This window comes from Geomicrobium sp. JCM 19038, from assembly GCF_000698125.1.
GTDB lineage: Bacteria > Bacillota > Bacilli > Bacillales > Marinococcaceae > Geomicrobium_A.
Map to the genome: position 1 here is coordinate 64,911 of NZ_BAXA01000006.1, position 23,721 is coordinate 88,631.

At 41.1% G+C, this 23,721-nt stretch carries 25 protein-coding genes and 3 pseudogenes; 7 read left to right on the top strand and 21 right to left on the bottom strand.

Annotated elements, in window-relative coordinates:
- From JCM19038_RS09305 to JCM19038_RS09325, 5 genes and pseudogenes are all read right to left on the bottom strand, one after another.
- Nucleotides 1–827, bottom strand: a pseudogene (locus JCM19038_RS09305) (carbohydrate ABC transporter permease).
- A complete protein-coding gene (locus tag JCM19038_RS09310; RefSeq protein ID WP_042417126.1) occupies nt 824–1,699 on the bottom strand; it encodes a carbohydrate ABC transporter permease in 876 nt (291 codons plus the stop codon). Before JCM19038_RS09310 ends, JCM19038_RS09305 begins: the two are co-directional and overlap by 4 nt.
- Nucleotides 1,699–2,766: an ABC transporter ATP-binding protein gene (locus tag JCM19038_RS09315; protein WP_042417129.1), complete on the bottom strand. Its 1,068-nt coding sequence runs from the start codon at nt 2,764–2,766 to the stop codon at nt 1,699–1,701. The genes JCM19038_RS09310 and JCM19038_RS09315 overlap by 1 nt, the downstream gene beginning before the upstream one ends.
- 11 nt (nt 2,767–2,777) lie before the next feature.
- Nucleotides 2,778–3,605 (bottom strand): metallophosphoesterase, encoded by an 828-nt coding sequence (locus JCM19038_RS09320; protein WP_052361349.1) that lies wholly within the window; start codon nt 3,603–3,605, stop codon nt 2,778–2,780.
- A gap of 399 nt (nt 3,606–4,004) precedes the next feature.
- Nucleotides 4,005–5,093, bottom strand: a complete 1,089-nt coding sequence (locus JCM19038_RS09325) for a D-alanyl-D-alanine carboxypeptidase family protein (protein ID WP_042417428.1) — start codon at nt 5,091–5,093, stop codon at nt 4,005–4,007.
- A 171-nt stretch (nt 5,094–5,264) separates the two neighbouring features.
- Between JCM19038_RS09325 and JCM19038_RS09330 the strand changes: the two genes are divergently transcribed.
- A complete protein-coding gene (locus JCM19038_RS09330; RefSeq protein WP_042417132.1) occupies nt 5,265–5,762 on the top strand; it encodes a L,D-transpeptidase family protein in 498 nt (165 codons plus the stop codon).
- Nucleotides 5,763–6,136: 374 nt separating this feature from the next.
- Here JCM19038_RS09330 and JCM19038_RS09335 read toward each other — a convergent pair whose 3' ends face one another.
- Nucleotides 6,137–6,649 carry a GNAT family N-acetyltransferase gene (locus JCM19038_RS09335; RefSeq protein ID WP_042417135.1) on the bottom strand — a complete coding sequence of 171 codons (513 nt, stop codon included), beginning with the start codon at nt 6,647–6,649 and terminating at the stop codon, nt 6,137–6,139.
- Nucleotides 6,650–6,868: 219 nt separating this feature from the next.
- On the opposite strand from JCM19038_RS09335, the pseudogene JCM19038_RS09340 reads away from it, so the two are divergent.
- The 3 genes and pseudogenes from JCM19038_RS09340 (at nt 6,869) to JCM19038_RS09345 (ending at nt 9,760) form a co-directional block, all read left to right on the top strand.
- Nucleotides 6,869–8,279 (top strand): annotated as a pseudogene (locus tag JCM19038_RS09340) (catalase).
- A gap of 345 nt (nt 8,280–8,624) precedes the next feature.
- Nucleotides 8,625–9,278: a hypothetical protein gene (locus tag JCM19038_RS20705; RefSeq protein WP_052361353.1), complete on the top strand. Its 654-nt coding sequence runs from the start codon at nt 8,625–8,627 to the stop codon at nt 9,276–9,278.
- Between the two features lie 14 nt (nt 9,279–9,292).
- Nucleotides 9,293–9,760 (top strand): M28 family peptidase, encoded by a 468-nt coding sequence (locus JCM19038_RS09345; protein ID WP_052361355.1) that lies wholly within the window; start codon nt 9,293–9,295, stop codon nt 9,758–9,760.
- 124 nt (nt 9,761–9,884) lie between these two features.
- Here the strand turns inward: JCM19038_RS09345 and JCM19038_RS09350 are convergent, their stop codons facing one another.
- The 12 genes and pseudogenes from JCM19038_RS09350 to JCM19038_RS09405 all read right to left on the bottom strand — a co-directional run bounded on the left by JCM19038_RS09350 (nt 9,885) and on the right by JCM19038_RS09405 (nt 18,798).
- Nucleotides 9,885–10,664 carry an MBL fold metallo-hydrolase gene (locus JCM19038_RS09350; protein ID WP_042417138.1) on the bottom strand — a complete coding sequence of 260 codons (780 nt, stop codon included), beginning with the start codon at nt 10,662–10,664 and terminating at the stop codon, nt 9,885–9,887.
- A 127-nt stretch (nt 10,665–10,791) separates the two neighbouring features.
- A complete protein-coding gene (locus JCM19038_RS09355) occupies nt 10,792–11,529 on the bottom strand; it encodes a metallophosphoesterase (RefSeq protein ID WP_238554359.1) in 738 nt (245 codons plus the stop codon).
- A 102-nt stretch (nt 11,530–11,631) separates the two neighbouring features.
- Nucleotides 11,632–12,645, bottom strand: a complete 1,014-nt coding sequence (locus JCM19038_RS09360) for an NAD-dependent epimerase/dehydratase family protein (protein WP_042417142.1) — start codon at nt 12,643–12,645, stop codon at nt 11,632–11,634.
- Nucleotides 12,646–12,775: 130 nt separating this feature from the next.
- Complete coding sequence (locus JCM19038_RS09365) at nt 12,776–13,060, bottom strand: CPBP family intramembrane glutamic endopeptidase (RefSeq protein ID WP_052361357.1); 285 nt, start codon at nt 13,058–13,060, stop codon at nt 12,776–12,778.
- Nucleotides 13,057–13,479 (bottom strand): hypothetical protein, encoded by a 423-nt coding sequence (locus JCM19038_RS22800; protein WP_042417144.1) that lies wholly within the window; start codon nt 13,477–13,479, stop codon nt 13,057–13,059. Before JCM19038_RS22800 ends, JCM19038_RS09365 begins: the two co-directional genes overlap by 4 nt.
- Nucleotides 13,480–13,612: 133 nt before the next feature.
- Nucleotides 13,613–14,103: pseudogene (locus tag JCM19038_RS09375) on the bottom strand (GNAT family N-acetyltransferase).
- Nucleotides 14,104–14,656: 553 nt separating this feature from the next.
- Complete coding sequence (locus JCM19038_RS09380; protein ID WP_042417146.1) at nt 14,657–15,448, bottom strand: SDR family oxidoreductase; 792 nt, start codon at nt 15,446–15,448, stop codon at nt 14,657–14,659.
- Nucleotides 15,449–15,460: 12 nt separating this feature from the next.
- On the bottom strand, nt 15,461–16,342 hold the full coding sequence (locus tag JCM19038_RS09385; RefSeq protein ID WP_042417148.1) for a fumarylacetoacetate hydrolase family protein: 882 nt from the start codon (nt 16,340–16,342) through the stop codon (nt 15,461–15,463).
- Between the two features lie 22 nt (nt 16,343–16,364).
- The gene (locus JCM19038_RS09390) at nt 16,365–17,384 is read right to left on the bottom strand and encodes a homoserine dehydrogenase (protein WP_052361359.1); all 1,020 of its coding nucleotides are present in this window, start codon (nt 17,382–17,384) and stop codon (nt 16,365–16,367) included.
- Nucleotides 17,385–17,396: 12 nt separating this feature from the next.
- Complete coding sequence (locus JCM19038_RS09395) at nt 17,397–17,771, bottom strand: hypothetical protein (RefSeq protein WP_152549391.1); 375 nt, start codon at nt 17,769–17,771, stop codon at nt 17,397–17,399.
- A gap of 197 nt (nt 17,772–17,968) precedes the next feature.
- Nucleotides 17,969–18,412, bottom strand: coding sequence for a KR domain-containing protein (locus JCM19038_RS09400; RefSeq protein WP_042417158.1), 444 nt, complete (start codon nt 18,410–18,412; stop codon nt 17,969–17,971).
- Complete coding sequence (locus JCM19038_RS09405; RefSeq protein WP_042417159.1) at nt 18,409–18,798, bottom strand: RidA family protein; 390 nt, start codon at nt 18,796–18,798, stop codon at nt 18,409–18,411. Before JCM19038_RS09405 ends, JCM19038_RS09400 begins: the two co-directional genes overlap by 4 nt.
- Nucleotides 18,799–18,952: 154 nt before the next feature.
- Between JCM19038_RS09405 and JCM19038_RS09410 the strand changes: the two genes are divergently transcribed.
- A complete protein-coding gene (locus JCM19038_RS09410) occupies nt 18,953–19,360 on the top strand; it encodes an Rrf2 family transcriptional regulator (protein WP_042417160.1) in 408 nt (135 codons plus the stop codon).
- 70 nt (nt 19,361–19,430) lie between these two features.
- The gene (locus JCM19038_RS09415) at nt 19,431–20,333 is read left to right on the top strand and encodes an NAD(P)/FAD-dependent oxidoreductase (protein WP_042417161.1); all 903 of its coding nucleotides are present in this window, start codon (nt 19,431–19,433) and stop codon (nt 20,331–20,333) included.
- Here JCM19038_RS09415 and JCM19038_RS09420 read toward each other — a convergent pair.
- Both JCM19038_RS09420 and JCM19038_RS09425 read right to left on the bottom strand, forming a co-directional pair.
- The gene (locus tag JCM19038_RS09420) at nt 20,330–20,707 is read right to left on the bottom strand and encodes a hypothetical protein (protein ID WP_042417162.1); all 378 of its coding nucleotides are present in this window, start codon (nt 20,705–20,707) and stop codon (nt 20,330–20,332) included. The genes JCM19038_RS09415 and JCM19038_RS09420 overlap by 4 nt on opposite strands.
- A gap of 277 nt (nt 20,708–20,984) precedes the next feature.
- On the bottom strand, nt 20,985–22,061 hold the full coding sequence (locus tag JCM19038_RS09425) for a hypothetical protein (RefSeq protein WP_042417164.1): 1,077 nt from the start codon (nt 22,059–22,061) through the stop codon (nt 20,985–20,987).
- Nucleotides 22,062–22,298: 237 nt separating this feature from the next.
- Between JCM19038_RS09425 and JCM19038_RS09430 the strand changes: the two genes are divergently transcribed.
- Nucleotides 22,299–22,670 (top strand): hypothetical protein, encoded by a 372-nt coding sequence (locus JCM19038_RS09430; RefSeq protein WP_042417166.1) that lies wholly within the window; start codon nt 22,299–22,301, stop codon nt 22,668–22,670.
- A 73-nt stretch (nt 22,671–22,743) separates the two neighbouring features.
- Here the strand turns inward: JCM19038_RS09430 and JCM19038_RS09435 are convergent, their stop codons facing one another.
- Complete coding sequence (locus JCM19038_RS09435) at nt 22,744–23,703, bottom strand: N-acetylmuramoyl-L-alanine amidase (protein ID WP_052361360.1); 960 nt, start codon at nt 23,701–23,703, stop codon at nt 22,744–22,746.
- Nucleotides 23,704–23,721 lie beyond the last annotated feature (18 nt).

Here is a 23,721-nt window from a genome sequence, read left to right on the forward strand (position 1 = left end):
TTATTTCACACCGGTGTACACAAATGCACGAATAATATGACGTTGTGCAACAAAAAAGATAATTAGAATCGGTACAACGAGAATCATGTTGCCGGCCATCATAATGTGCCACGCAACACCACCTTCAACGTTCGTAAGCGCAGAAATTCCTACCGGCAACGTCCGGCTAGCGTCCGTTGTCGTCATAACGAGCGGCCAAAAATAATCATTCCAATGCGTAATAAAACTAAATAACAACAACGTAATGATCGTCGGCTTTGCCATCGGCACCATAATCATATACATAATTTTCCATTCGCTAGCTTGATCCAAGCGAGCGGCTTCCAACAACTCTTCCGGGACTTGCTTAAACGTCTGTCGAAGCATAAAAATCGCAAACGCATTAGCAGCAAACGGTAAGATTAACGCTAGATGTGTATCCAAAAGACCCCAAGAGCTAAATTGCAAATACACTGGAAGAAAGATTAGCTGAGTAGGGATCATTAACGTAATCATCGTGAGTGCAAACAACGCGCGGTCTGCAAAAAAACGATACCGTGCAAACGCGTAAGCCGCGGGTACAATCGTAAACAATTGCAACACAAGAATCGACAAGGTTACGATAAGGCTGTTCACAAAATACCTAAGGAACGGACCAGAGTCCCATGCGAGCGTGAAGTTCTCAAAACGAATCGTCTCAGGAATCCATACTGGCGGAAACGTAATCGTTTCACTTAACGATTTAACCGAGGTCACTGCCATCACACAAAGGGGGTAGCAAAGATCGCAATAACGATGAGCAAACCGAGTACATTTAATCCTTTTAATGCATAACGACTCGTTTTCATTGGTAATGCACCCTCTTACTCATGAGGAAGAAATAAAGAACCGTTAAAATCGATAGAACGATTAGTAAGATGACACCTGCTGATGACGCATAACCGAGTTGGAAGAAGCGAAACCCGTATTCATAAATGTAATAGACGAGTGTATTTGTAGATTGAAGTGGTCCACCTTGCGTCATAATGTCGATCGTTTCAAATACTTGAAAGCTCCCAATTAGATTCATAATAATTAAGAAAAACAACGTCGGTGAAATCATCGGAAACGTAATCTTCGCAAATGACGTAAACCGACTACTCTGATCTAATGCTGCTGCTTCATACAGATGAGGCGGAATGCTCTGTAAACCTGCAATAATGATCAGTGTATTGAACCCAATGCTTTTCCAAATTGCGACAAGAATAATGGAGTACAACGCGGTTTCAGGTGAAGCAAGCCATTGTGATTGAGGCAGACCAAACATTTCTAGGCCCCAGTTTAAAAGTCCGTATTGAGGGTCCATTAACCACATCCAAAGCATGGCAATGGATACGAGTGATATAATATGTGGACTAAAAACCGCACCTTGAACAAATCCATAGAACCTCGTCGGACGATTAATCCAAAGGGCCAGTAGAAGTGCTAAGACTGTCGTAATCCCCACACTAAAAAACGTAAACACAAACGTATTCTCTAGTGATTTCAGGAATTCGGGATGCTCACTTAATCCAGCGAAATTATCTAGCCCGACAAATTGTTTGTCCGGGCTAATAAAGTCCCATTCATGAAAACTTAAATAAATCATATAGCCAATCGGATAGATAAAAAACAAAACGAATACGATGATCGCAGGAGCGACCATTAAATACGGCCGAAAACGTTCCAACCAACGACTCATTACACTGTACTCCTCACTTTAATTGGAGTCTCTCGATTGAAGTATGGCGCGATGCAACGACCGTTTTCTTTAAAGTAATAAATATCTTCATTATTAACCGATACAAACAGTTGCTCATCGTCAACGACCGGTTCATTAAACGTCTTCGCATACAACTTCCCTGCGAACGTATCCAGTTGATAAATGATTTCTGAACCGAGGGTCTCCCGATTTAAAATCGTACACGGCATTGAAAACTGATCATTTCCCGGGAAATGTCGTAATTTTGCTTTTTCTGGTCGAAAACCAATCTGTTCGACAGCTTTTTCTCTAAAACCCGCAGATGGCAACTGATCGACGGACACAAGATTCATTGGTGGTGTACCGATGAACTGTGCTGTAAAGCGATTTGCTGGATAATTGTATAAATCAAGTGGCGGTGCCATCTGCATAATTTCCCCTTGATCTAATAGCACAATTTCATCCCCCATAGACATTGCTTCTACTTGATCATGGGTGACATACACGAACGTTGTTCCAAGTTTGGCATGGAGTTGAACGAGCTCGGAACGCATTTGTTGCCTTAATTTCGCATCAAGATTCGACAACGGCTCATCAAGGATAAAGACATCTGGTTTTTTCACCATCGCTCTAGCGAGTGCCACACGTTGACGCTGTCCTCCTGACAATTTTTGAGGCTTCTTATTTAAGTAAGGAGTTAGACCAACGATCTCTGCGACTTCTTCAATTAGCTTCTGTCGTTCTGCTTTTTGAACTTTACGGTTTTTCAATCCAAACTCAATATTGCCTTTCACGCTCATCGTTGGATATAGTGCGTAATTTTGGAATACCATTGATACGTTTCGTTTCCCAGGACTCACGTCATTTACGAGTCGATCACCAATGTAAATGTTTCCTTCCGTTTGTGTTTCAAGTCCTGCAATCATTCGAAGCGTCGTGGATTTCCCACAACCCGATGGACCTACAATGACCGTAAAAGAACCGTCTTTAATCGTCATGTTCATATCTGAGATAATCGTATCTTCACCATACGTCTTCTTTACGTTTTCAAAACGAATCTCTGCCATCTGCTCACCTCCTAAGATAAACTGAGCGTTCGTTTTTGATCTTCATAACGTCCAAGTGTATGGAATGGCGTTTCTTGTTTGTACACGTTGTGATGAATAAATTGAGCATCCTTAGCGAGTTGATCGTCCCCAATTTCATAAAGACTCGTATCGAGCCTTCCATTATGAATCGTTACCAACCTTGCAACTGGATGATCATACACCGCTGCTGTTTGAATATAGCTCCATTGATTTTGTTTGAAGATGGAATGTACGTGACAATGACCACAGAAATAATAGCCTCCACGTTTATGTGACGTAAGCAGTTGATGAACAGCATCCTCAGGAACAATTGAACCATTCCATTCAGCTGAACGAGTCGTCGTATTGTATAACGGATGATGGGCAAACACGAAGATCGGAAGGTCAGTATGTTCATGGACCAATTTCTCAAGCCACTCATACTGCTCAAAATCAATAATTCCACTCCAATCATCAGGTCGCCTTTCCCTTGTCGTATCAAGAAGTACAATCAACCCTTCTTCCGTCGTAAAGGCTTGGTAACGAGGTTGATTGATTAACACTTCAACTTCTTTCTTACGTAGTGAATACAGGTCGTGATTGCCAAGCACATGCTTCCAATTTGCTTCTGTTGAGGTAATTTCGTTATAGATTTGCTTAAATTCATCCTGTTTCCCATGGTGAGTCAAATCACCGATCGACAAATGATAATCAGCAGGAATACGTAAGAATTCATTCATAAACTTACTGAAGAATCGTTCTCTTGTCGTCTGAAACTCGATACTTTCATTTTCTATAACTGGATAATGCAAATCCCCTATTAACGCCAACGTCAACATAGTTGATCCCTCCATCAATATGATCAACGTTAGTGTAACGGTTGAATGTTGAGGTCATTTGAATTTGTGATAAATAAACCAATAATTGTATAAATTTTCTGTTAACAATGTAAATCACATTAAAAAACCTCCCCTTAGGGAGGTCTAGATACTCATCATTCACTTACTAGGTGTAGGCGTCTCTACCACAACAGCTATGAATACAAAAGCAATTCAAATGACCTCATGTCTGTTGGGATCTTGCCCTTAAATTGAAGATAAATCTTTAAGATCGTCACTTAAACGCTTGTATGTGGCGATTTTATATCTAAATTGAGGGGGGAACACGGAAATCTCATCAATTAAACCGTCAGCACTTATTCCACACTGTAAATAAACTTCTAATTCAGAAAGTCACCTTTACCATGGCCATAAATCTTTGATCCAATTAAAAAGAGAAAATGATGTGTCTTCACTTTCCTTATTCTCACTTTTAGCTTGAACCGTTTGTTCTTCAAATGGGGTTAACAACTCTTCTAAGACAACTTGGTCATCATTTTTCACAACGAGTAAGCCACCGTCTTGCACTTCTTTCGTTACGTCGTTCGCACGGGCAGTCGTATAAAACATCTCATCTGCTGCCTCGTAGGTTAACCCGTCTGTTCCTTGGAACTGCTCCCCTTCTGGTAATGTTTCAGTGGCGTAATTTTCAAATCCATAACGAAACAGCTCAAGTGTGTCACGATACGTATCATCAGCCGTTGGTGCGTTTAGCGTAATCGCCACCAACTCTGTGTCGTCCACTTCTGCAAATGTGGATAACGTAAAGCCTGACTGCGAGACAAAACCGTTTTTCACTCCGAGAATTTCTTCATGGTCGCGCACCAATTGATGATGGTTGATAATCGTCGTGTCCCAACTTTCACTCTGCCAATCAAGCGTTTCAATTGCTGCCATTTCCCGGAATTCTTCATTTTGCATCGCATATTGAGTGAGCGTCGCAAGATCATACGCCGTTGTTACATGGTTCTCATGAAATAACCCATGTGGATTCGTAAAATATGTATCTTCTAAGCCGACCGTGGTTTGTAAGTACTCATTAAACTCATCAACAAATGCTTCTTTAGAACCTGAAAGTTCCAAGGCAACTGCACTACTTGCATCATTTCCAGAATTAATGAGCATTCCTTTTACCAACTGTTCTAGTGGTAATTCCTCATCTTCCATCAAAAAAACCGTCGTCCCGACTACATCAATTGCTTCTTCTGTAATCCTCACGTTTGTATCTAAATCGCCTCGTTCTAAAGCCATAATCGTCGTAGCGATCTTCGTAAGGCTCGCCGGATACATCGGCGCATTCCCTTGTTTATCGTAAAGGACTTCCCCTGATTTGGCGTCCATTAATATTGCTGATTCACTAACTAATTGTGGTTGTTCACTCGCTTCTATTTGTTGAACCCCACCTACACATACAAAAGCAAGTACTCCCATTAACCCAACACGTTTCATTGAACCACCCTTGTCCATAAACTCCATTGGGTAAAATTGTACTGTAAAAAAGTTAGTTTGACGATTTACATTTTAGTTACAAAGATTAAAAATATAGTCCTAGATTTTGTTATATTAGACTCATTACTCGAATGGTACATATACTAGTAAAAACTGAAAGGGTGTGATTGTTTGTACCGTCATACCGTTCTTCCTGGGGAAACACTTACTACAATCGCTGCTAATTACAGACGTTCCCTTCCCTCAATCTTACAAGCGAATCCAAGTATTAATCCTAATCGAATTTACCCAGGCCAAATGATAATCATCCCTAACTTACCTGATCCTGCAAATATCCCTTACTCAATCCACATCTCAGTCAATTCTCGTACATTAACGCTGTACTACAACGGTCGCGTAATGAGAACCTTCCCGATTGCGGTCGGTCAAATGGTTACAGCAACACCCATTGGAAGCTTCGTCATTGTCGATCGCGAACCCAATCCAGGTGGGCCTTTCGGAACGATGTGGCTTTCTTTATCAAAACTACATTACGGAATCCACGGGACGAATGACCCCTCATCCATTGGTCATGCTGTTTCTCACGGATGCATTCGCATGCATAACGCAGATGTAGAAGAACTTGCAAAGCTCGTTCCAAATGGTACGTCAGTAACGATCTCACCATAGGGACTTAATCACACAAAAAACCACGCGTGCAGGGCGCGTGGTTTTTTTGCTGGTAAACTACTAACGAGGGTTTAATAGGATGGAGAATAACAAGATCTCCTACGCCATTAATTTACCATATCTGTTTGTTCAGTTGGTAAAATTAAGAAATTTGTAAACTCAAAGATCCCCTATTTTAAGCGATATACGTTCTACGCATCTTATGTACTAAAAACGACACCTTAGTCATTAGAATAAGCGTTTCGCAGATAAACTCTCCCACAAGTGTAAAAACGATGGCAAACTGTATCTAACAACCACTCAGGAGGTCATCACAATGACATTACCAACTGCTTTAGTAATCTGTACGGCTATTCTTTCATTCACATACTTCGTTACAAAGGTTGCTGTAAAGGCAATGAATGATCCTGAACAGTAGATGATAATTCCAATCGCCACTGTTCCTCTTCAAGCACTTTGCCTGACTTCTCTTCTGACCAAGACGCGATAAGAGTAAATCCGTTTTTACGATACAATTTTCTGGCAGCTAATAAGTTCGCATTTGTAATAAGATCAATCTGTACATATTCTTTATCGATACAAAAACGTATGGCAGTTTGCAACAACTGTTCTGCATAACCTTTGCCCCGAGCTATAGGCTCTACTAAGAATAATCCAAGCTTTGCAATCTTTCCCGAGGCTTCTTGTATCGCAATCGAACCGCGTTGTTGCCCTTGTTCGTCAACGATCCATACGTTCTCTCGGTGATAATTCCGCTTATGAAGCGATGTTATACTTTGCGTGATAAACATAACGAAGGATTCATCATATTCATATTCTTCTTTGTAAATCTTACGGTGGGCTTCAATGACATACGGAACATCTGAGGTGCAATAAGAACGAATCACTTTTCTACCTCCACTACATTTCACGTTTTGTTTTTCACAAATCGGGTATTCATCGATTTGGAGGGTAGTTGTTTACTACCTAATCAGGCTATAGACGATTGGCTGCCCTCCACTAATATAAAAAACCTCTTTGCTTCTACGATCCTTACTCCACTCAATCATAACCTTCCGACCTTTTCAATATAATGTCTATAACGTCAACGATTACGGGAGGGTTTCATGAGCGATCAATCGAAAAAGCATCCCCTTAAGAAAATACCGGTTCGTAACCCCGATCATAGTCATCCTAAATTTCCTTCAACACATACGAAGTGGGACAGCGATGCACCTGCAAAATTTCATTCTCAAACTGTAGGCAGAAATGGTCCAACTCTAGAACAAGATAGCATTGCACACGAAACAAACCAAGACCTTGTTTATGAAAAAATTCTTGAACGACCTGTTCATGTAAAAGGCTTTGGAGCTTTTGGGAAATTTGAAACGATGAGTTCTATGAGCAACTACACGAAGATCCCGTTTTTGCAAACACCAGGAACAATCGTTCCAATTGCGGTGAGGTTTTCACTCGCTGTTAGTACGAAAGGAACACCTGATACGTCCCGTAATGTTCGCGGTTTTGCGACGAAGTTTTATACAAAAGAGAGTATTCGATTTGGTGTTTAACCATATCCCTGTCTTTTCGGTTAGAGATGCCATCCGCTTTCCAGAAGCCATTCGTGCTTTCCTTCCTTCTCCAACAAACAACCTTATTGACCCGACACGCTTTTGGGAATTTGTCGCCCGCGCACCTGAGTCGATTCATTTTGTCGTTCGCCTCTATTCAGATGCGGGTACAGTAAAAAGCTTACGAAGAATTCCAGGGCATAGCGTTAATACGTATGTATGGCGAAACGCTCGCGGACAACGGCATTACATTAAATACACATGGATTCCATTTGCAGGAGAAGAGTACATCACAAGTGAAGAAGCCGAAAAATTAGCTTCGAGAAACCCTGATTACTCTGGCCAAGATTTATACGATACAATCGCCTCTGGTCAACCCGTAGAATACGGATTATACGTGCAAATTCTTGATCCTGAAGATGCTCATTTGTTACCTTTTGACCCTTTAGATGACACGAAAGTTTGGGATGAGGAACACATTCCACTCCATCCCGTCGGAAAGCTCACATTAAATGAAAACCCAACAAACTACATGGAACAAATTGAAAAGCTAGCTTTTTCACCGACGAATTTACTTGAAGGTGCGGAACTATCTGATGATAAAATGTTACAAGGCAGAGCGAACATTTATTTCGACTCACAACGTAGACGCCTCGGTCCAGAATTCCGGAAAGTTCCCGTCAATGCTCAAAAAAATTGGACACCTGACAACCTTGTGACAAGTGGTGAGGGACGGTTTGTCGAAGGTCATCTCACACGATCCACGATTAAGAAAACTGATGACTTCTCACAAGCAGGAAAGTACTATCATTCTCTTAACTCCAGTGAAAAAACAAACCTTGTCATGAATATATCGGTCGCCCTTGCAGGCATTGATCGCTCAGTCCAACAAACCGTCGTTAATTATCTGTGTTCAGCCTCAACATCATTAGGAAATCGAGTGTCAGAGCAGATCACTAAGCTATGAATAGATAGAGCTAATCCCTACTCAGGTTAGCTCTTTTTTGTTCTTGGATCTTTAGTAATAACAACACATTGAATAGAGTAGTCGTTTCATAGATAGTCATAAAGTACGCAATAACAGCAACATATCCCTAGAAAGGATTTTCTCAACATGATTTTAGACCTTCTCCTACAGATCCTATGACCCTATTGCATGTTCTATCTTTAGTCTTTTTAAGATATTTTGACATAGTCTCTTACTCATACTTTTGTCATTCATCCCTTCCGTTCTCAAGTACCAAATGGTTGATATGGTACGATTTAATTACTTAAAATTCTAATAATTATAAAAGAGGGAGTTGTTCTTTACATGAAAATGTTTTCACGTTTAGCGATGATCGTCATAGCCGGGGGTTTGATGACGACCACTCCTAGTTATGCAGCTGAAGATTCTCCGTATACCGCTTCAGAGCTCCAATCATTGATTACTGATTTAGAAGCTGAGGGTCATTTTGATTCTAGTCACGTATACCGTCAGCTCTCTGTGCATGCGACAACACTCTCACATTATGAAAACCAAGGGAGTAATAAAAAGCTTGTGCGTCACACCGGTGGCTTTCATAATCTGCTCCAGCATCAAAAAGATGCGATCTCTGACCATGCTTTCGAACTGCTTTTTCATCACGGTGAATCGTTAAGAGCAGCATACTTACCATTTGATGAAGATCTTGCACTGGACCATATCGAACACTTAAGTGTAGAAATCGGCCCTCGTGTCGCTGGTAGTATAGAAGAGGTAGAGGCCGCTGAATACATTGAAGATATTTTTATTGACCTTGGCTACGAAACGGCCATCGAATACTTCGATATCAGAAACGGTACTGAAGAATCACAAAATGTCATTGCCATTAAAGAAGCTGAGGGCGTTGAGGACCCAGAGATTGTCTATTTAACGGCTCATTATGATAGTGTTCCAAATGCCCTGGTGCAAATGACAACGGTTCCGGCACAGCAGCATTACTAGAACTCGCACGTGTCATGCAAGACATACCTGTTGATAAGGAAGTCCGATTTGTCGCTCTTGGCGCTGAGGAAATCGGTCTCGTCGGGGCCTATCGTTATGCAGAGACACTCACTGAAGAAGAAATCAATCGCAGCTTCGGAAACTTTAATATGGACATGGTCGCAACCAATTGGGAACCTGCAGACACACTGTATGTAAACGTCGTCGATGGACAAGCAAATAACGTGTGGTATCAGGCAAACGCTGCCTCAAACACGTTAAACAATGACATCTTGTTCCTATTCCAACGTGGTGCGTCCGATCACGTTGCCTTCCACCAAGTCGGCATCGATGCAGCCAACTTTATTTGGAGAGAACCAGGCACACATAGCCTAGAGCCGTGGTACCACACGCCAGAAGATACCATCGATAAAATCAGCACAGAAAAACTTAAAATGGTCGGCGACTTAATTTTTACGTCTGTGACAGAATTGGATTATTAGAGAGTCGTGCAGTATTCCTCTGAGTTAGTTAAGAAACACGTACTATTATGAGCAACGTTCTTAAGCGACAACCTTTATGTTTGATTGATAAGGGTTGTCTTTTTTCTTACTAAAACTTAAAAACCTAAAACCGAATTTCTACCAAACCATATGTATGTACACCTGTCCCAAAATGCGCCAAGTCTTTTTCACGCAAATCGCGAACAGCTTCATTCACGTCGTTCCAAATGTTATTTGGTATGCTCAAAGTGTTGTGTGAACCATATACGTTGTTAATGCTCGGAATACGAGAGGTGTACGCCAGCGAATCGAGCAGTTTCACTGGATCCGTCGTCGGATAAAACGCATATATCGGAGAGTCGATATACAATAAGTCGCCTGTAAATAATAACCCATTTGTCAGATCTTCAACGACTAGGTGACCTGGTGAATGGCCAGGCGTATGATGAACGACAAGCGTGCGACCGCCAAGATCAAGTCGATCTTTGTGTTCTAGAAGTCCTGTCGGTTTGCCAGTAAAGGGCGTGTACGTGTCTGGATTGAAAGATTGTGGTGGACTCTTTGTTAAATCTCGTCCAATATCTTTTCGAATTTGATCGAGTGTTAAGCCTTTAATTCCTTTTTCCAACCAATCTGCTTCTTCTGAATGGACGTACAATCGTTCGAACTCCCCATGACCTCCAATGTGATCAACGTGAACATGCGTGGTGATTACATCGATTGGCAAATCTGTTAATTGTTCTGTCATTCGTTTAATCGAATCGATGCCAAGACCCGTATCAATTAATGCTGCTCGCTTCTCTCCAATTAGTAAAAAAGAATGCACCTTTTCCCAATGTCCGTATTCACTTATGGCATATGTATTCGGATGAAGTTCCTGAACGGAAAACCATAGATCGTGCATCGTAAAACCTCCTCAGTAGCTAAACAACTCACCTGAGTTCTTTCTTTACTACGATGCAAAATCCTTTATTTTTTATTAATTTCTCTCGATTAACAGACTTACTTGTTTTGCAATGGAATCCGTAGATTCATACAGTAATTCTATCTAAATAATAGTAGGCGCTTAACTTTTTATGGTCCCTGAAATGGAGGGTTCTGACATGGGCTGCAAATTCTTCTTTGTACGGTGCGTTCTCCTGAAGAAGTTCTTCTGCTGCACGTTCCACATCATATTCTGTCATTCGCAATTCGATCTCTTTTGAATTTATACATAACCAGCAAGCGCCTCGTGATCGACTCTGAAGGCCTACACTCCCTGTATTAATGATGTTTTTCGAAGCGATCATTCGCTTAAATTGGATGTGAGTATGACCGCACACAATCGTCGATTGCTTCGTATTACTTATCATCTTTTCGATTTCTTTAGCAGGTGTGTCGATTCTTATCGCTTCTACATCGCTTCTCGGCGAACCGTGTACAAACAGGACGTCTTCTTCAACATGAGAAAATCTAAAGGAACCTAACCACTCCAATTGCTCATCCGATAATTGCTCAATACACCATTGATTAACTTCTTCTGCCATCGTATGAATAGCTTGAGGAGGTAGTTTGTATTGCTCATATATCTCTCGATCACTATTTCCCATTACAAAATGGTACTCATCTTTCTTGGCATAAAGCCGTTCCACTACTTGCTTCGGCTGTGGGCCCCATGCTATGTCTCCTCCTACAATCACTTTATCGACTTTCTCTTTCTCGATTGCTTGTAAGACGGCCTCTAGCGCCCGAAAATTCCCATGAATATCATAGATCGCAGCAATTTTCATTTGGTTGCCCTCCTAATCACTTCAACAATCATAGACTAAGACATTTACCAGCGGCTGATTTTTGTGAGCAGCGCTAAACAGCGAGCACCTATTTATTAACAACTACTTCGCATTCCATGCTGAAATGACCTCTAGTTCTCTTTCTTTACTCATTCCTGCCTTAAGGTTGGAAAGTGTCATATTTTCAACGGTACTTAACCAATCGTGCGTATCTTGAATGGTCTTATTTAAAGGTGAAAATGACAACCCTTTGTTGATCGCTTTCACCTTATTCACTGAAGCTGCGCCGCTTAATGACGATGGCAGCCAAAAGGGCAGCTCTTCCCACGGCAATACGTCTTTATCGATCAGAAATTCATCATCGATCCAGACAATATTTGCGTTGTTGTTGCATACGCGGTTGCATGCCTTTAATACGTCTTCCATCGTCATCACATGTGATGGGCCGGTAACATTATAGACCCCAGTAACATGCTGCTCTACGCTACTGACGGTCCACCTTGCCAAGTCTCTAACGTCGATAAACTGCACTTGTTGCTTTGGATTTCCCGGCGCAATCACATCGCCACCTTGTTTTATTCTCAGAAGCCAATAAGGCAATCGGTCGCTATAATCAATCGGCCCAACGACTAAGCCAGATCGAATGATTAGTGTACGGCCTGGCATATTCCTTGTTGCTACGATCTCACCCGCTGCTTTTAATCCCCCATAGTGCGGTCCGTAAATGGGGCCTGCCGTTCCTTTTGTTAACTCTGTGATTTTATCCTCCGAAAGTTGCTTTGTTGCATCTTCTTCTGTTAAGCCCACCTTTGAGAAGTCCTCATAAACGGAAATACTAGAAATGTACGTGTAATGAGCAACAACATGAGCTAAACGTGCACTTGCTTTATCAACCGTCCTCGGAATATAACCAGAAACATCAATCGCGGCATCCCACGTTCTATTCTTTAGAGCGTCTAAATCACCGTCTCGATCACCAATTAATTGCTCAACATTAGAAGATGTATACGAATGATTTCCGCGATTCAAGACGGTAACGGCATGACCTTCATGAAGCAATCGATCAACGATGTGTTTTCCTATAAACCTTGACCCTCCGAGTACTAATACGTTCATGACAAATCATCTCCTTCAATTATTTAGCCTTTGCTATTTGCTATAACGAAAGGAACGTTCATAAAGATACGCCCTTCACCAAAAAAGGCGTACCTTGATTAACAAGGAACGCCTTTTTAGACTTACATGATTAAAGTACGGTTACGAAAAAGACCGTTAACACGTTGACTAAGTTAATAAACACATGAAACAACAACGGTGCATAGATGCTTTGATAACGGTAATAAAGGAAACCAAGAAAGAAACCAAATAAAAAGTAGGCTGGAGCTAATACAATTAATAACGCATGAATTAATACAAAAATACAGGCACCTAGTAAAATCGCAACGTTTTTTCCATATCGCCTCGTTAATGTCTCTTGCAAAGCGCCTCTTAAGAAAACCTCTTCAAAAAGAGGCGCAAAGATGACAATCAAAAAGAAGACGATTGGAAAATTGATGCATCTACATGTAGTGAATTCGTTGTTCCTTCCAAGTTTGTCAGCGAGATTGGAAAAAATGCATGATAAATCACCATGATCATTCCCTGTGCTAATAGGCTAAACAGATAAAAAACTGGAATTTGCCATAATAAATGGCTTGATTTTCTTAGTGAAATCTTTCGAAAACCTAATGCCTGCCAACCTTGGTTGTTTCTTCGTAACATAATTCGATCAATAAAAATGTAAGAGAAAATCAAGGTGATGAATGCAATAACTCCTACTGTCATAACTGCAGTACGTTCAGATTGACCGAAGAGTATACTAGTCAAACTTGCACTTATAATCACTAAAAATGTTAAGGTTGTTGCAATAAGTAGCAACGTAATGATGACGTCTTTTGGTTTAAATCTCATGTTTTGCCCTCCTATAAAACCAATGAAGTCTTAGTAACTTCAACTATAGAAGAGCGGGATAACGAGAAGATTAATACGAACTCTCCGACAAATTAAACCTCAAATTCTTGTCTCATACTTCGAAGTATCACTTTTACTCAAAGCTTTCATCTAATCGCTTTGTAAGAAGGATTTCATCATGAACTGGAATGCCATTCTCCCGAATAAAGGGATTTCAGGTTTTCTCTCTCTTGCAATCCTTACAGCGCCTGGATAAACCTCTGTTAAGTAATACCCCCGTTTTTGATAAAAACCTAATGCATGTAAATTGTCGTTTGTTGTAATCAGCTTGATTTTTTTGCATCGACTTTCCTTAGCTACCTGTTCAACTCTTCTAAGCAAGGAAGACCCGATGCCTTTCCCTTCTTCCAAGCTGTCAATAGAAATGAGTTCGCATTCTTTTTTATCAAGGACATATGTACAATAAGCGAGAATTTGATTACTAGCATTGACGACTGCAAACCCGTCTAACGTCGTACAATCAAATATACCAGTTGATAGCACCATCTCTTTGCTACCCCATTGTTCAATAAAAAACTCCTCAACTTTACCACTAGGCAATTGATTCGCGGATACGATTCGCACGTTTTCCTAAGCTCCTTTCGCTCATCTGTTGACGACTGCATTTGCGATTTTATCTTTATCAAATTACATGATTTACTGCCTTACCTAAGTTGCTACAATCTGTTCCATCTGCTACACTACACGTATAATGAATCGAGAATTCGCATAATTAAAAGCACTCCTGGATGCTGATACATCCAAGAGTGCTACAGAACAAGTCCCTTTTGGGGCGATGTTCACCAGTGACGGTGACTACCCGCTAGTTTGGAAGCCAGGGGTGGTCACTTTTTTGTGTTGTTCGCGTCTTTTGCGATCATATATACGAAGGTTGCCACAAGTACGATTAACGTGGCAGCTTCGTAAGTGAGATACATCAACGCCTCACCCCCTCCCAGTCGTCAGCACCGACGAATAAACCTTAGACGTGACGAGAGGAATAAAGGTGAACTCCACCCCTGAAACTTATTCTGTTCGTTTCACTATATCATATTGAAACTTCAAACTTATCTGCCATTTGCACTAAGACGATTCAATGAACACCCCCCTCCAATATGATTAGAGGGGGGGTTCGACATTAAAGGGCTTTAACTAAGCCACCATCAACGAGCAATGATTGTCCAGTAACATACGTGTTGGCACCTGAACAGAGGAAGACCGCTTGTTTTGCGAATTCTTCTGGTTGACCGTAGCGACCCATTGGGATGCTTTTCTCGGAGTTCTCTTTCACTTGATCATAAGATAAGCCAACTTTATCTGCTTTAATCTTGTCTAAACTCTCAACTCGACCTGTAGCGATCCGTCCTGGACCAAGTGTATTAATTAAAATGTTGTCTTCCGCTAATTCTTGAGAAAGACTCTTTGCAAGTCCGACGATGCCTGCTCTGAATGTGTTGGACAGCAATAGATTATCGAGCGTTTGTTTAATGGAGGAAGATGCGAAATTAAGAATATGTCCGCCGCCTTGTTTACGCATGTGCGGTAACACTTCTCGGATCGCTCGAACAAAACTTAATAAGTTCAGTTCAAATGCACGTTGCCACTCTTCGTCTGAAAATTTATCAAACCCGCCAGCTGGAGGTCCGCCAGCATTATTAATGAGCACGTCAACCGTGCCGTACTGATCGGCCGCTGACTGAACGAGGTTTTTAATGTCGTCGCCTTTGGTGATGTCACAAACTTTATACATGACACTTGCAGATGGTGCTGCTTCATGAATGTGGTCAACGGCACGTTGCAATTCTTCTTCGTTGCGACTTGAAATGACAACGTTAGCGCCTTCTTTTGCGAATTCTAATGCTGTTGCTTTACCTAATCCTTGGCTTGCAGCCATAACGATCACTGTTTTGTTTGTTAAATTCAAATCCATCGGTTCCACCTCTTATGCATGAGTTTTAATTTTCAAATCTTGACACTTATTTTTCAACGATGCGAAACCGTTAATCTGGCATTCGACTTCATCACCTTCATGAATGTGTACCGCACCTGGCGTACCTGTTGAAATAAGATCTCCAGGTAAAAGAGACATGACTTTGGAGTGAAACGACACGAGGTTAAACGGTGTAAACGTCATATGATCAACGGTGTTCTTACGGTGTAGCTTCCCGTTAATCACTGTGCTAACTTCTAGTTTCATCACGTCTTCGACTTCATCTTTCGTAACGAACTGTGGTCCGAAACTAAAGAACGTATCAAAGCTTTTAGAACGAGTTAAGTACCGTGGGTTTTTTTCCAAAATATCTTCTGCGGTCATATCGATAATTGTCGTGTACCCTGCAATATAATCAAGGACATCCGCTTCTTCGACATCTTTACACGGCTTTCCAATAATCACACCAAGTTCCGCTTCAGCTGTCGTACGTTCTGATTGCAAAGGGATCTGAATCGTATCCCCACTGCCGATGATTGTCGTATCAGGCTTCATAAAACTCGCAGGTTCTGTATTCGGAGCTACTTCACTTAAATCAGCTGCGTGTTCCACATAGTTTAGACCAATGCCCCAAATCTTGCTCGGATGACGGTATAGTGGCTTTACGACATAATCCGTCACAAAAGTATACTCTCCATGCTCAATGGCCGCTAAGCCCGTCTCATTGTACCAAGTCGTTAACGCTTCGAGCTTACCACTTCGTAGTAGTTCGAGCAATTCTGTTGCATAAGCTACCCCGACTTTTTCATTCACTTCTTCGACGAGGACTAGACCTTTCTCTGTTACGATGGCGAGTGTTTCATTCTCATTCAATGCAATGGTTGATAAACGCATGACAATCACCTCTTTAATAAATTTAGAAGTTCGCTTGTACTAGATTAATCATGTCTTTCAAAGCAGCTCCCGCTGCTCCAACAGGGCTTGATGCACCGCCTGTAACGGCTACTCTCCCCATTTCTTCTGTGTAAAAGCAAATCCCTTTTTCTTTTGGAGCAAGATTTGCGAGCGGATGAGCCGTTGGTATGGATGTCGGTTGAACGTTCATATGAATCGTTTGCTTGTCCAAAACGGCAGATGCTAACAGAACAATTTTATGATTTGACGCTTTTGCATCAGCGATTTGTTCTTTTGTGACAGCCATAATACCTGTCACATCAACGTCTTGAATGTGGTTATTCAGGCTAAAAAAACGATTCGCTAGTAAGAGGAGTTTATTCGCACTATCTTTCCCACTAACGTCCATAGCTGGGTCTTTTTCTGCAATACCAGCTTCTTGAGCACGTTGCAAAGACACTGAAAAGTCCACTTCCTGTTCATGCATATCGTCAAGGATATAACTCGTTGTTCCATTTAATACCCCTTCAAAACGAGTAAGTGTCATGCCTGCAAGACTATATTCTCCAACATCCAGTGTTGGTAACGCCGCAGCTGTCGCTCCACTAAATTTAATTCTTCGATTAACAGATTCACTTAACTTCATAAGTTCTTCGTAATGATGAACGAGCGCACCTTTTGAGATTGAAACGACATCCATGTGCGACGTTAACGCTTGCTTGATATACGAGTAAGCAGGCTCCCCGTCATTTGCATTCGTAGAAGTCGCTTCGACCAGCACATGACCGCTCATCTGATCAATTGGTTGAATTGGGTATTGGGAATCTTTCGCATAATCTTTAACCGCCATCGTCCCAACACCATAGTGAAGTAATCGCGGAAGATCTAAGCCACCTTCACTTTGAACGATCCCTTCTCGGATAATAATTCCTTTGATTTTCGGTTTGATCGTATACCGAGATTCAATCGTTTCTGCTTTATTGTGGATTAGTTGCACAAATTCTTTTGCGACAACACCGTAACCACTTATGTAGATGTCCAACTGATCCACTCCTTACTTTGCTTTCATCTTCTGAACAGGCAAATCTTGAACCGTTGCCATTTGCCAAGGCTCGACGACACCGTTCGCTTTGTTTGTTAAAACGAGAGGAATTAGCCCCGTTACAACGAGCGATGTCGCTTCATAATCTGATGTAACAGTCAGCTGCCGTTCTGACTTGGTCCGTTTTTGATTGCGCAATCCTGTTAGTTCTACAAAGAGTGTCGCTTCTTCTGTTTGGTCGGGGCGATGCTTTGCAAATCGCACAAATGAATGACGGTACTTCGGCAAAGCCCGAAGTGCAATTAACGTCGAAACGAGCTTATTAAATGGTGCTATATCCCAAGACGTCCAATAGTGACTCTTCGCCTTATTAAATACGTTCTTCATAACGGCTTGCTCCGAATGATTAATCTCTCGGAGTGTTATAGACGTTCTCCCGCTAGTGAATACTCTTTTTTTCTTAAATCCTCGATGCCCATTCGAAAGTTTCAAAGAAACTATCTCGAGCATGTCCGCTGCACCTTGTGCACCTGCCAAAGCATTCGCGCTTTGTAAAAACCCTACGTGTACTTCGTCTACGATGCTTAATCCTTTAGCGGCTTCAATTGCAAGATGACAGATAAACCAGGAAGTAATCCTGCCATCATTACATTCGTCGTACCCTGTGGATTGTCTAATTCCCTCACTCGCTCGGCAAAAGCATTAAATGCATTCACGTCAATGGTCGGAACATTGACTTTCATACAGATATTCTGAATGAAGGGTTCGCGTTGTGAAACAGCAATGATTACAAGATCCGCATGTAATACGACATTGGCAATGTCATCTTCACTCGTAACATCTAGTTTCATAAATTCGCAATGAAGTCCTTGACTCTTCCATCGCTCAGCAACCCGTTTCCCCCGTCCTACTTTATAGTCTGTAACAATATAATTGAACGTTTTATTATACGTAGACATCACATGGTGACAAACGAGTTGACCGAGTGTTCCAGTTGCCCCAATAATAGCAATCGTCGGCTGATTCATTCGCTCGGGGCAAATGCTTCAGCGTCAATTTCCACTTTAAATTGTGGTGCCGCAAGTGCAGCAACATAGAGTAATGTCGTACACGGCAAATCATCTCCTACATAACCTTGAATCACATCGCGACGTTCTGACAATGGAAATTCACCTACTAGGTAGAACGTTAACTTTGTAAGGTGAGAGCGATTCATATTCGCTTCTTGTAAATTATAATCGATGTTTTGTAATGCAATCTGCAATTGCTCCATCGGCTGTTCTGGGACTTCTCCGTTTTGTTTCATACCGAGTTGTCCTGAAAGAATTAATCGCCGTCCAGGTTCATTCACTTCAATTTGATGAACATAAGGTGCGACCGGTTGATGAACAAGCTCTGGGTTTCTTTTCTCCACGTCACCTCCACCTTTCTAAAAAGAGGGAATTTACGAACAGTTCATTTCTCTTTTAGTTTAGCATATCAGTGAGAATCTAGAAAAAGAGAATACTTGACTCTCTTATGTAACGTTGCTATTATAGACTCACATTATCTCTAATAGGTGATTCGCAATGAAACTTTCGAAATCTACACATTATGCACTACACACAATGCTTCATTTAACAATAAGCCATGCTGAGGGGCATACGAGTGTTTCAAAACTTGCAGGTCATCAACAAGTGTCAACGACATACTTATCCAAAATCTTAACAAAGTTAGTTAAGGCTGGATTAATTGTCTCCGTTCCCGGTGCAAACGGTGGTTACAAGTTGAAGGCAAATTGGCAAGAGACGACATTACTTGATGTAATTCAAGCTGTCGAAGGCCTTCCTCCGATCTTTGATTACTGCGAAGACCATAATCCAAGTTGCATTATTCAACAATCCATCCAAAAAGCTGAAAAGAATTTTCTTGAAGAATTAGGCACAATGAAGATTGCTGATCTTGCAGAGGACGCAAGAAACGTACCACATCATTAATTGTGGTGCTTCTCTTCACACCAATTATAGATATAAAGAATCCATGATAGAGATAAAAGGAGACGATACGATGAATTATGATGTGATTGTTATTGGTGGGGGAGCTGCAGGGTTGCAAGCAACCCTTACACTTGCCCGTTCACGCCAACAAGTAGCCTTGTTTGATAATGAAACAAACAGAAATCGTGTGACTGAGGAATCACACAATTTCATTACGCGAGATGGAACTTCTCCAGCGAAATTTAGAGCGATCGCAAATGAAGATCTCTCTCGTTATCCGTATGTCACGAAAAAAGCAGAGACCATTGCAACAATTGAAGAGACTGGTGAATTCTTTACTGTAACGACAGAGGGAGGCTCTATGTATACGAGTCGTCGCATTCTGTTAGCTACTGGAATTCAGGAGCGCTTTTCTTATGAACCAATACGCAACTATTACGGTATAAGCGTGTTCCATTGTCCGTTTTGTGATGGCTATGAATTACGTGACAAGGCGCTTGCCATCTTCGCCTCTGATGAACAAGCCATCTTACATTTAACGAAATTGCTGTACAATTGGTCAACGGATCTTGCCATCTTTACGAATGGCGTCAAACTAGACCAAGAGTTAATACAGCCAATCTTAGATAAAAATATCCCGATTTATAGTGACAGCATTAAGAACCTTCACGGAGATTCCGGACGACTCTCGGCAGTTGAATTAGCAGATGGTTCGTTCGCTTCCCGTAACGGCGGCTTCGTTGTCCCAGAATATGTTCGTAACAATACGTTAATTGAGCAACTTCGTTTGGAAGTAGATGAACAAAATGGAATTACAACGGACGGTTTCGGACGGACGAGTCATCCACGCGTTTACGTCGCTGGAGAGATGGTTAAAAACGCTTCATCATCCCTTCTCGTAGCCAGTACAGAAGGAACAATGACAGCCTCCATGATTGTATTCGATCGTGCAAACGAACAATTTCATGCTTAAGTGATAATAAGAAGGCTGAAGGTACCGACGACAAGAAAAGCAGCGATCGGTGTCATCACCCTTCTTTCTTTTGTACTTTTTGAGAGCAGGTTTGCAATCGTATTGAGTATGAAAAAGATTGCGATTCCCCATAACAACGGTGTTGTAGGTAGCCATTGAATTGGAATCCATTGTACATGACTCAAGTACACCACAATAATTAGAAGTACTACGACACTACTCAAAGCGCTGACGAAGCGGAGTGGCAATGGCAAAACAGTATAATATCCACCTAACGTGTACGCTCCTAAAGGCTTTCCTATTGCAAGTAATAGTTGAAACATAGCCACCAATAACAACACAAACGTCATGGTACTAACGAGTACACTTATCATTTTTTGTCATCCTCCTTATGTATCTTAATCATAAATCCATACGTTACGTTCGTTTCAATCGTTTATTTTAATTTTATCAAAACAAAAAACCCTAGGCGTTAGTGACTCCTAACGTCTAGGGTTCTGAGTAATAACTCGTATTCACGATTTGTTGATGGTTACAATTATCTTATACCATCAATTTTGTCGAGTGCGGTGATGAGATCATATGCAGCTGCACTGTTCTCAAAGCCTGTAAAAATTAGAAGCGTAAGGAATGAAAGCACTAAAAACTTCTTCATGATATCGTCACCCCCTTTCTACGTTCGATCGTTTCCGATTGATTGGCTTTCATTAAATACTCGTATGCAATCTTATAGTCACCCTTGGCTTGATAATGCTCTGACACGTGTTCACAGATTTCTTTTATTTCAAAATTCAAGTTATTCGTTTCGAGATGCTGAATTGCCATCTCTACAAGAGCAAGATCTTCCATCGTGTAGAGACCCCTAAGAACCATACACCTTGCAATATATTCCTCAAGTCCATGCTCACACGCTAACGCTTGAGCTTCTTCTAGGTAATAGATTCCTTCATTATTGTTGTTCATCTTGAAACATACGTGAGCTAGATTCGTCATCGTCTTAATACTAACCGCCCGATTTCCGTGATCTCTTAAGGCTTCTAAGAAATAAGATTTCGCTTCTGGATAATTTCGTTGACGCAAGCGATTTAACCCAATGGCTCGAATTAGCAACGAGAGTTGATAACGATCTCTCATTTTCGGAAGTATCTCTTGATAAACCTCTTCTGCCTCGTCATAAAAATGCAACTCTGTATGAATGGCTCCAATAAATGAAAGGCTATTCAACTTCCGAGCTTCTAGATTGGCTTCTTCGTATAAAATAACTGCTTTCTTTAAATACCAGAGTGCAAACGTATACTCATTCATTCGATATAGCGTCTCACCTAAATTATGAAATAACTCCCCTTTATCTTCATTTCTAATTGAAAACGCATATTCTTCCGCCTTGCGGTAATAATCTAGCGCATAACTAAAACGTGAATTAACAAACTCAAATTGTCCCTCCATAAAGTAGTGAAGGTAATTTAGCATTTGATCGGTCTTCTTTAGTGAATCTTGTTTAATCTGTTGACCAATCTTAGGATTCTTCATAAAATCTTCGGTAAGGATACTATGTCTAAAATCGACTAATCGATAGTATTTAGAGAGCTGTTCGTCATCTGCGCTAATGTGACGAAGCAACATATCAACTTCTTCTTTGTATGCAATTGCTTCTTCTGTATCATACTTTAATATGGAGTGATACCACTGGCTTATTAAACTTTTCAATTGTTGAATGTGTTCTGCCATATGCATATCTCCAATCCATCGTCTCTATTAAAATTATAACTCTATTGAGAATATTTAACTAGTAATTTATAGTTATTTTTTGAATTAATTGAAAAAAACTCGGTATAAATTCATACACTAATAACTTTTAAACTGGTTATATCCTATTTAAATGGATTTTGCTTGGTACATACTCAAAATCTTGGTATATTGGAATGACGGAATTTCTTAAGACCGATATCTTTGGAGGAACTTTGTATGCAAAAGAAAGACTCTCAAAACGACGAGATTAAGCGAGAGCAAGAAGAATCTAAAAAAGAGCTTTTAAAAATGATTCGTAATGAACAATACGTTCAACGTCTTAAACGAATCCGAACACCACTATTATCGTTGATTTTTGTTGTATTCCTTACAGGAATTTTTGCCGTCCTTGGCTATGTAGATTATCTTGTCATGAATGTACTAAATCTCATCTTACTATCACTCAGTTTATATTTGATGTTTGCATTTATGAAAACAAAACCGAAAGGAAAAATGTTCGCCTTTGGAATCGTAGCCATCGTTTTTAATATTCTTGTGTTGTTAGCAACCATATTAAGCATCTATATTAATGTTATCGGCTACTTATAGTCTCTCGTACAGAAGTACGAGAGATTTTTTCATTTTGAAATAAAAAACCGCGCCCAGTAGACGCGGTTTTTGTTTAACGATAATAGTCTAAAAATCCTTGATGTAATGCTTCACCCGCTCTTGCTGGGTAACCCGGTTGTCTCATAATTGCAGCGTCTCCACTGTTTGTGACAAAACCTAGTTCAACGAGCGTTGCTGGCATTGTCGTTTGTCGAAGTACAGCAAAGTTCTCACCAGCAACACGGCGATAGCTCATGCCTGTATCACTAACGAGACGATCTTGCATCACATTTGCTAACCGCACACTGTTTGCATTTGCAGATGTGTGATGGAACGTTTCCGCTCCTCTAGCAGATGAATTAAATGCATTCGCGTGAATGCTAATAAATAAATCTGCGTTGGCACGGTTTGCAATGTTCGCTCGCTCTGACAAACTAATGAACGTATCATTCGTACGTGTCATGATCACTTCTGCGCCACTACCTTCAAGGCGCTGCGCGAGCTCACGAGCCACTTGCAAGTTTAGCGTTTTTTCAACAAGTCCATTTCCTTGTGCCCCTGGATCATGGCCACCATGTCCAGCGTCAACAACGATAAGTCGACCAGCTAGAGGACCAGTATTACCAGAGTGAAGGTTCAAATGATCAAGGTGAGTGTAACCACTCTTACCGTTGTAGTTTACTTCTACCCACGGTCCACCATTAACAAATTTAATAATCTCAACGCGATCTCCTGTTGTGAGTCGGTCAATGGTGTCATGGCTTGCACCTGGGCCACTACGTACAGACAGTCGATGATGTGTAACGGTTGCTGTGTCAATCACTTCGCCCATCTGTGTCACATTCAAATAATCACTATGCGTGTAGGCTACTTGTCCTTCATAATCAATTTTAACCCACGGTCCACCGTTCATATATTCATAGATCTGAACAATATCTCCGTTTTGTAAATGACCAAGAGATTCACTAGAGCCGCTTGGTGTTGTACGGACTGCCAATCGACCATGATGGTCAACAATCCCCGTCGCAATCACGTCACCAAGCTCCCCATC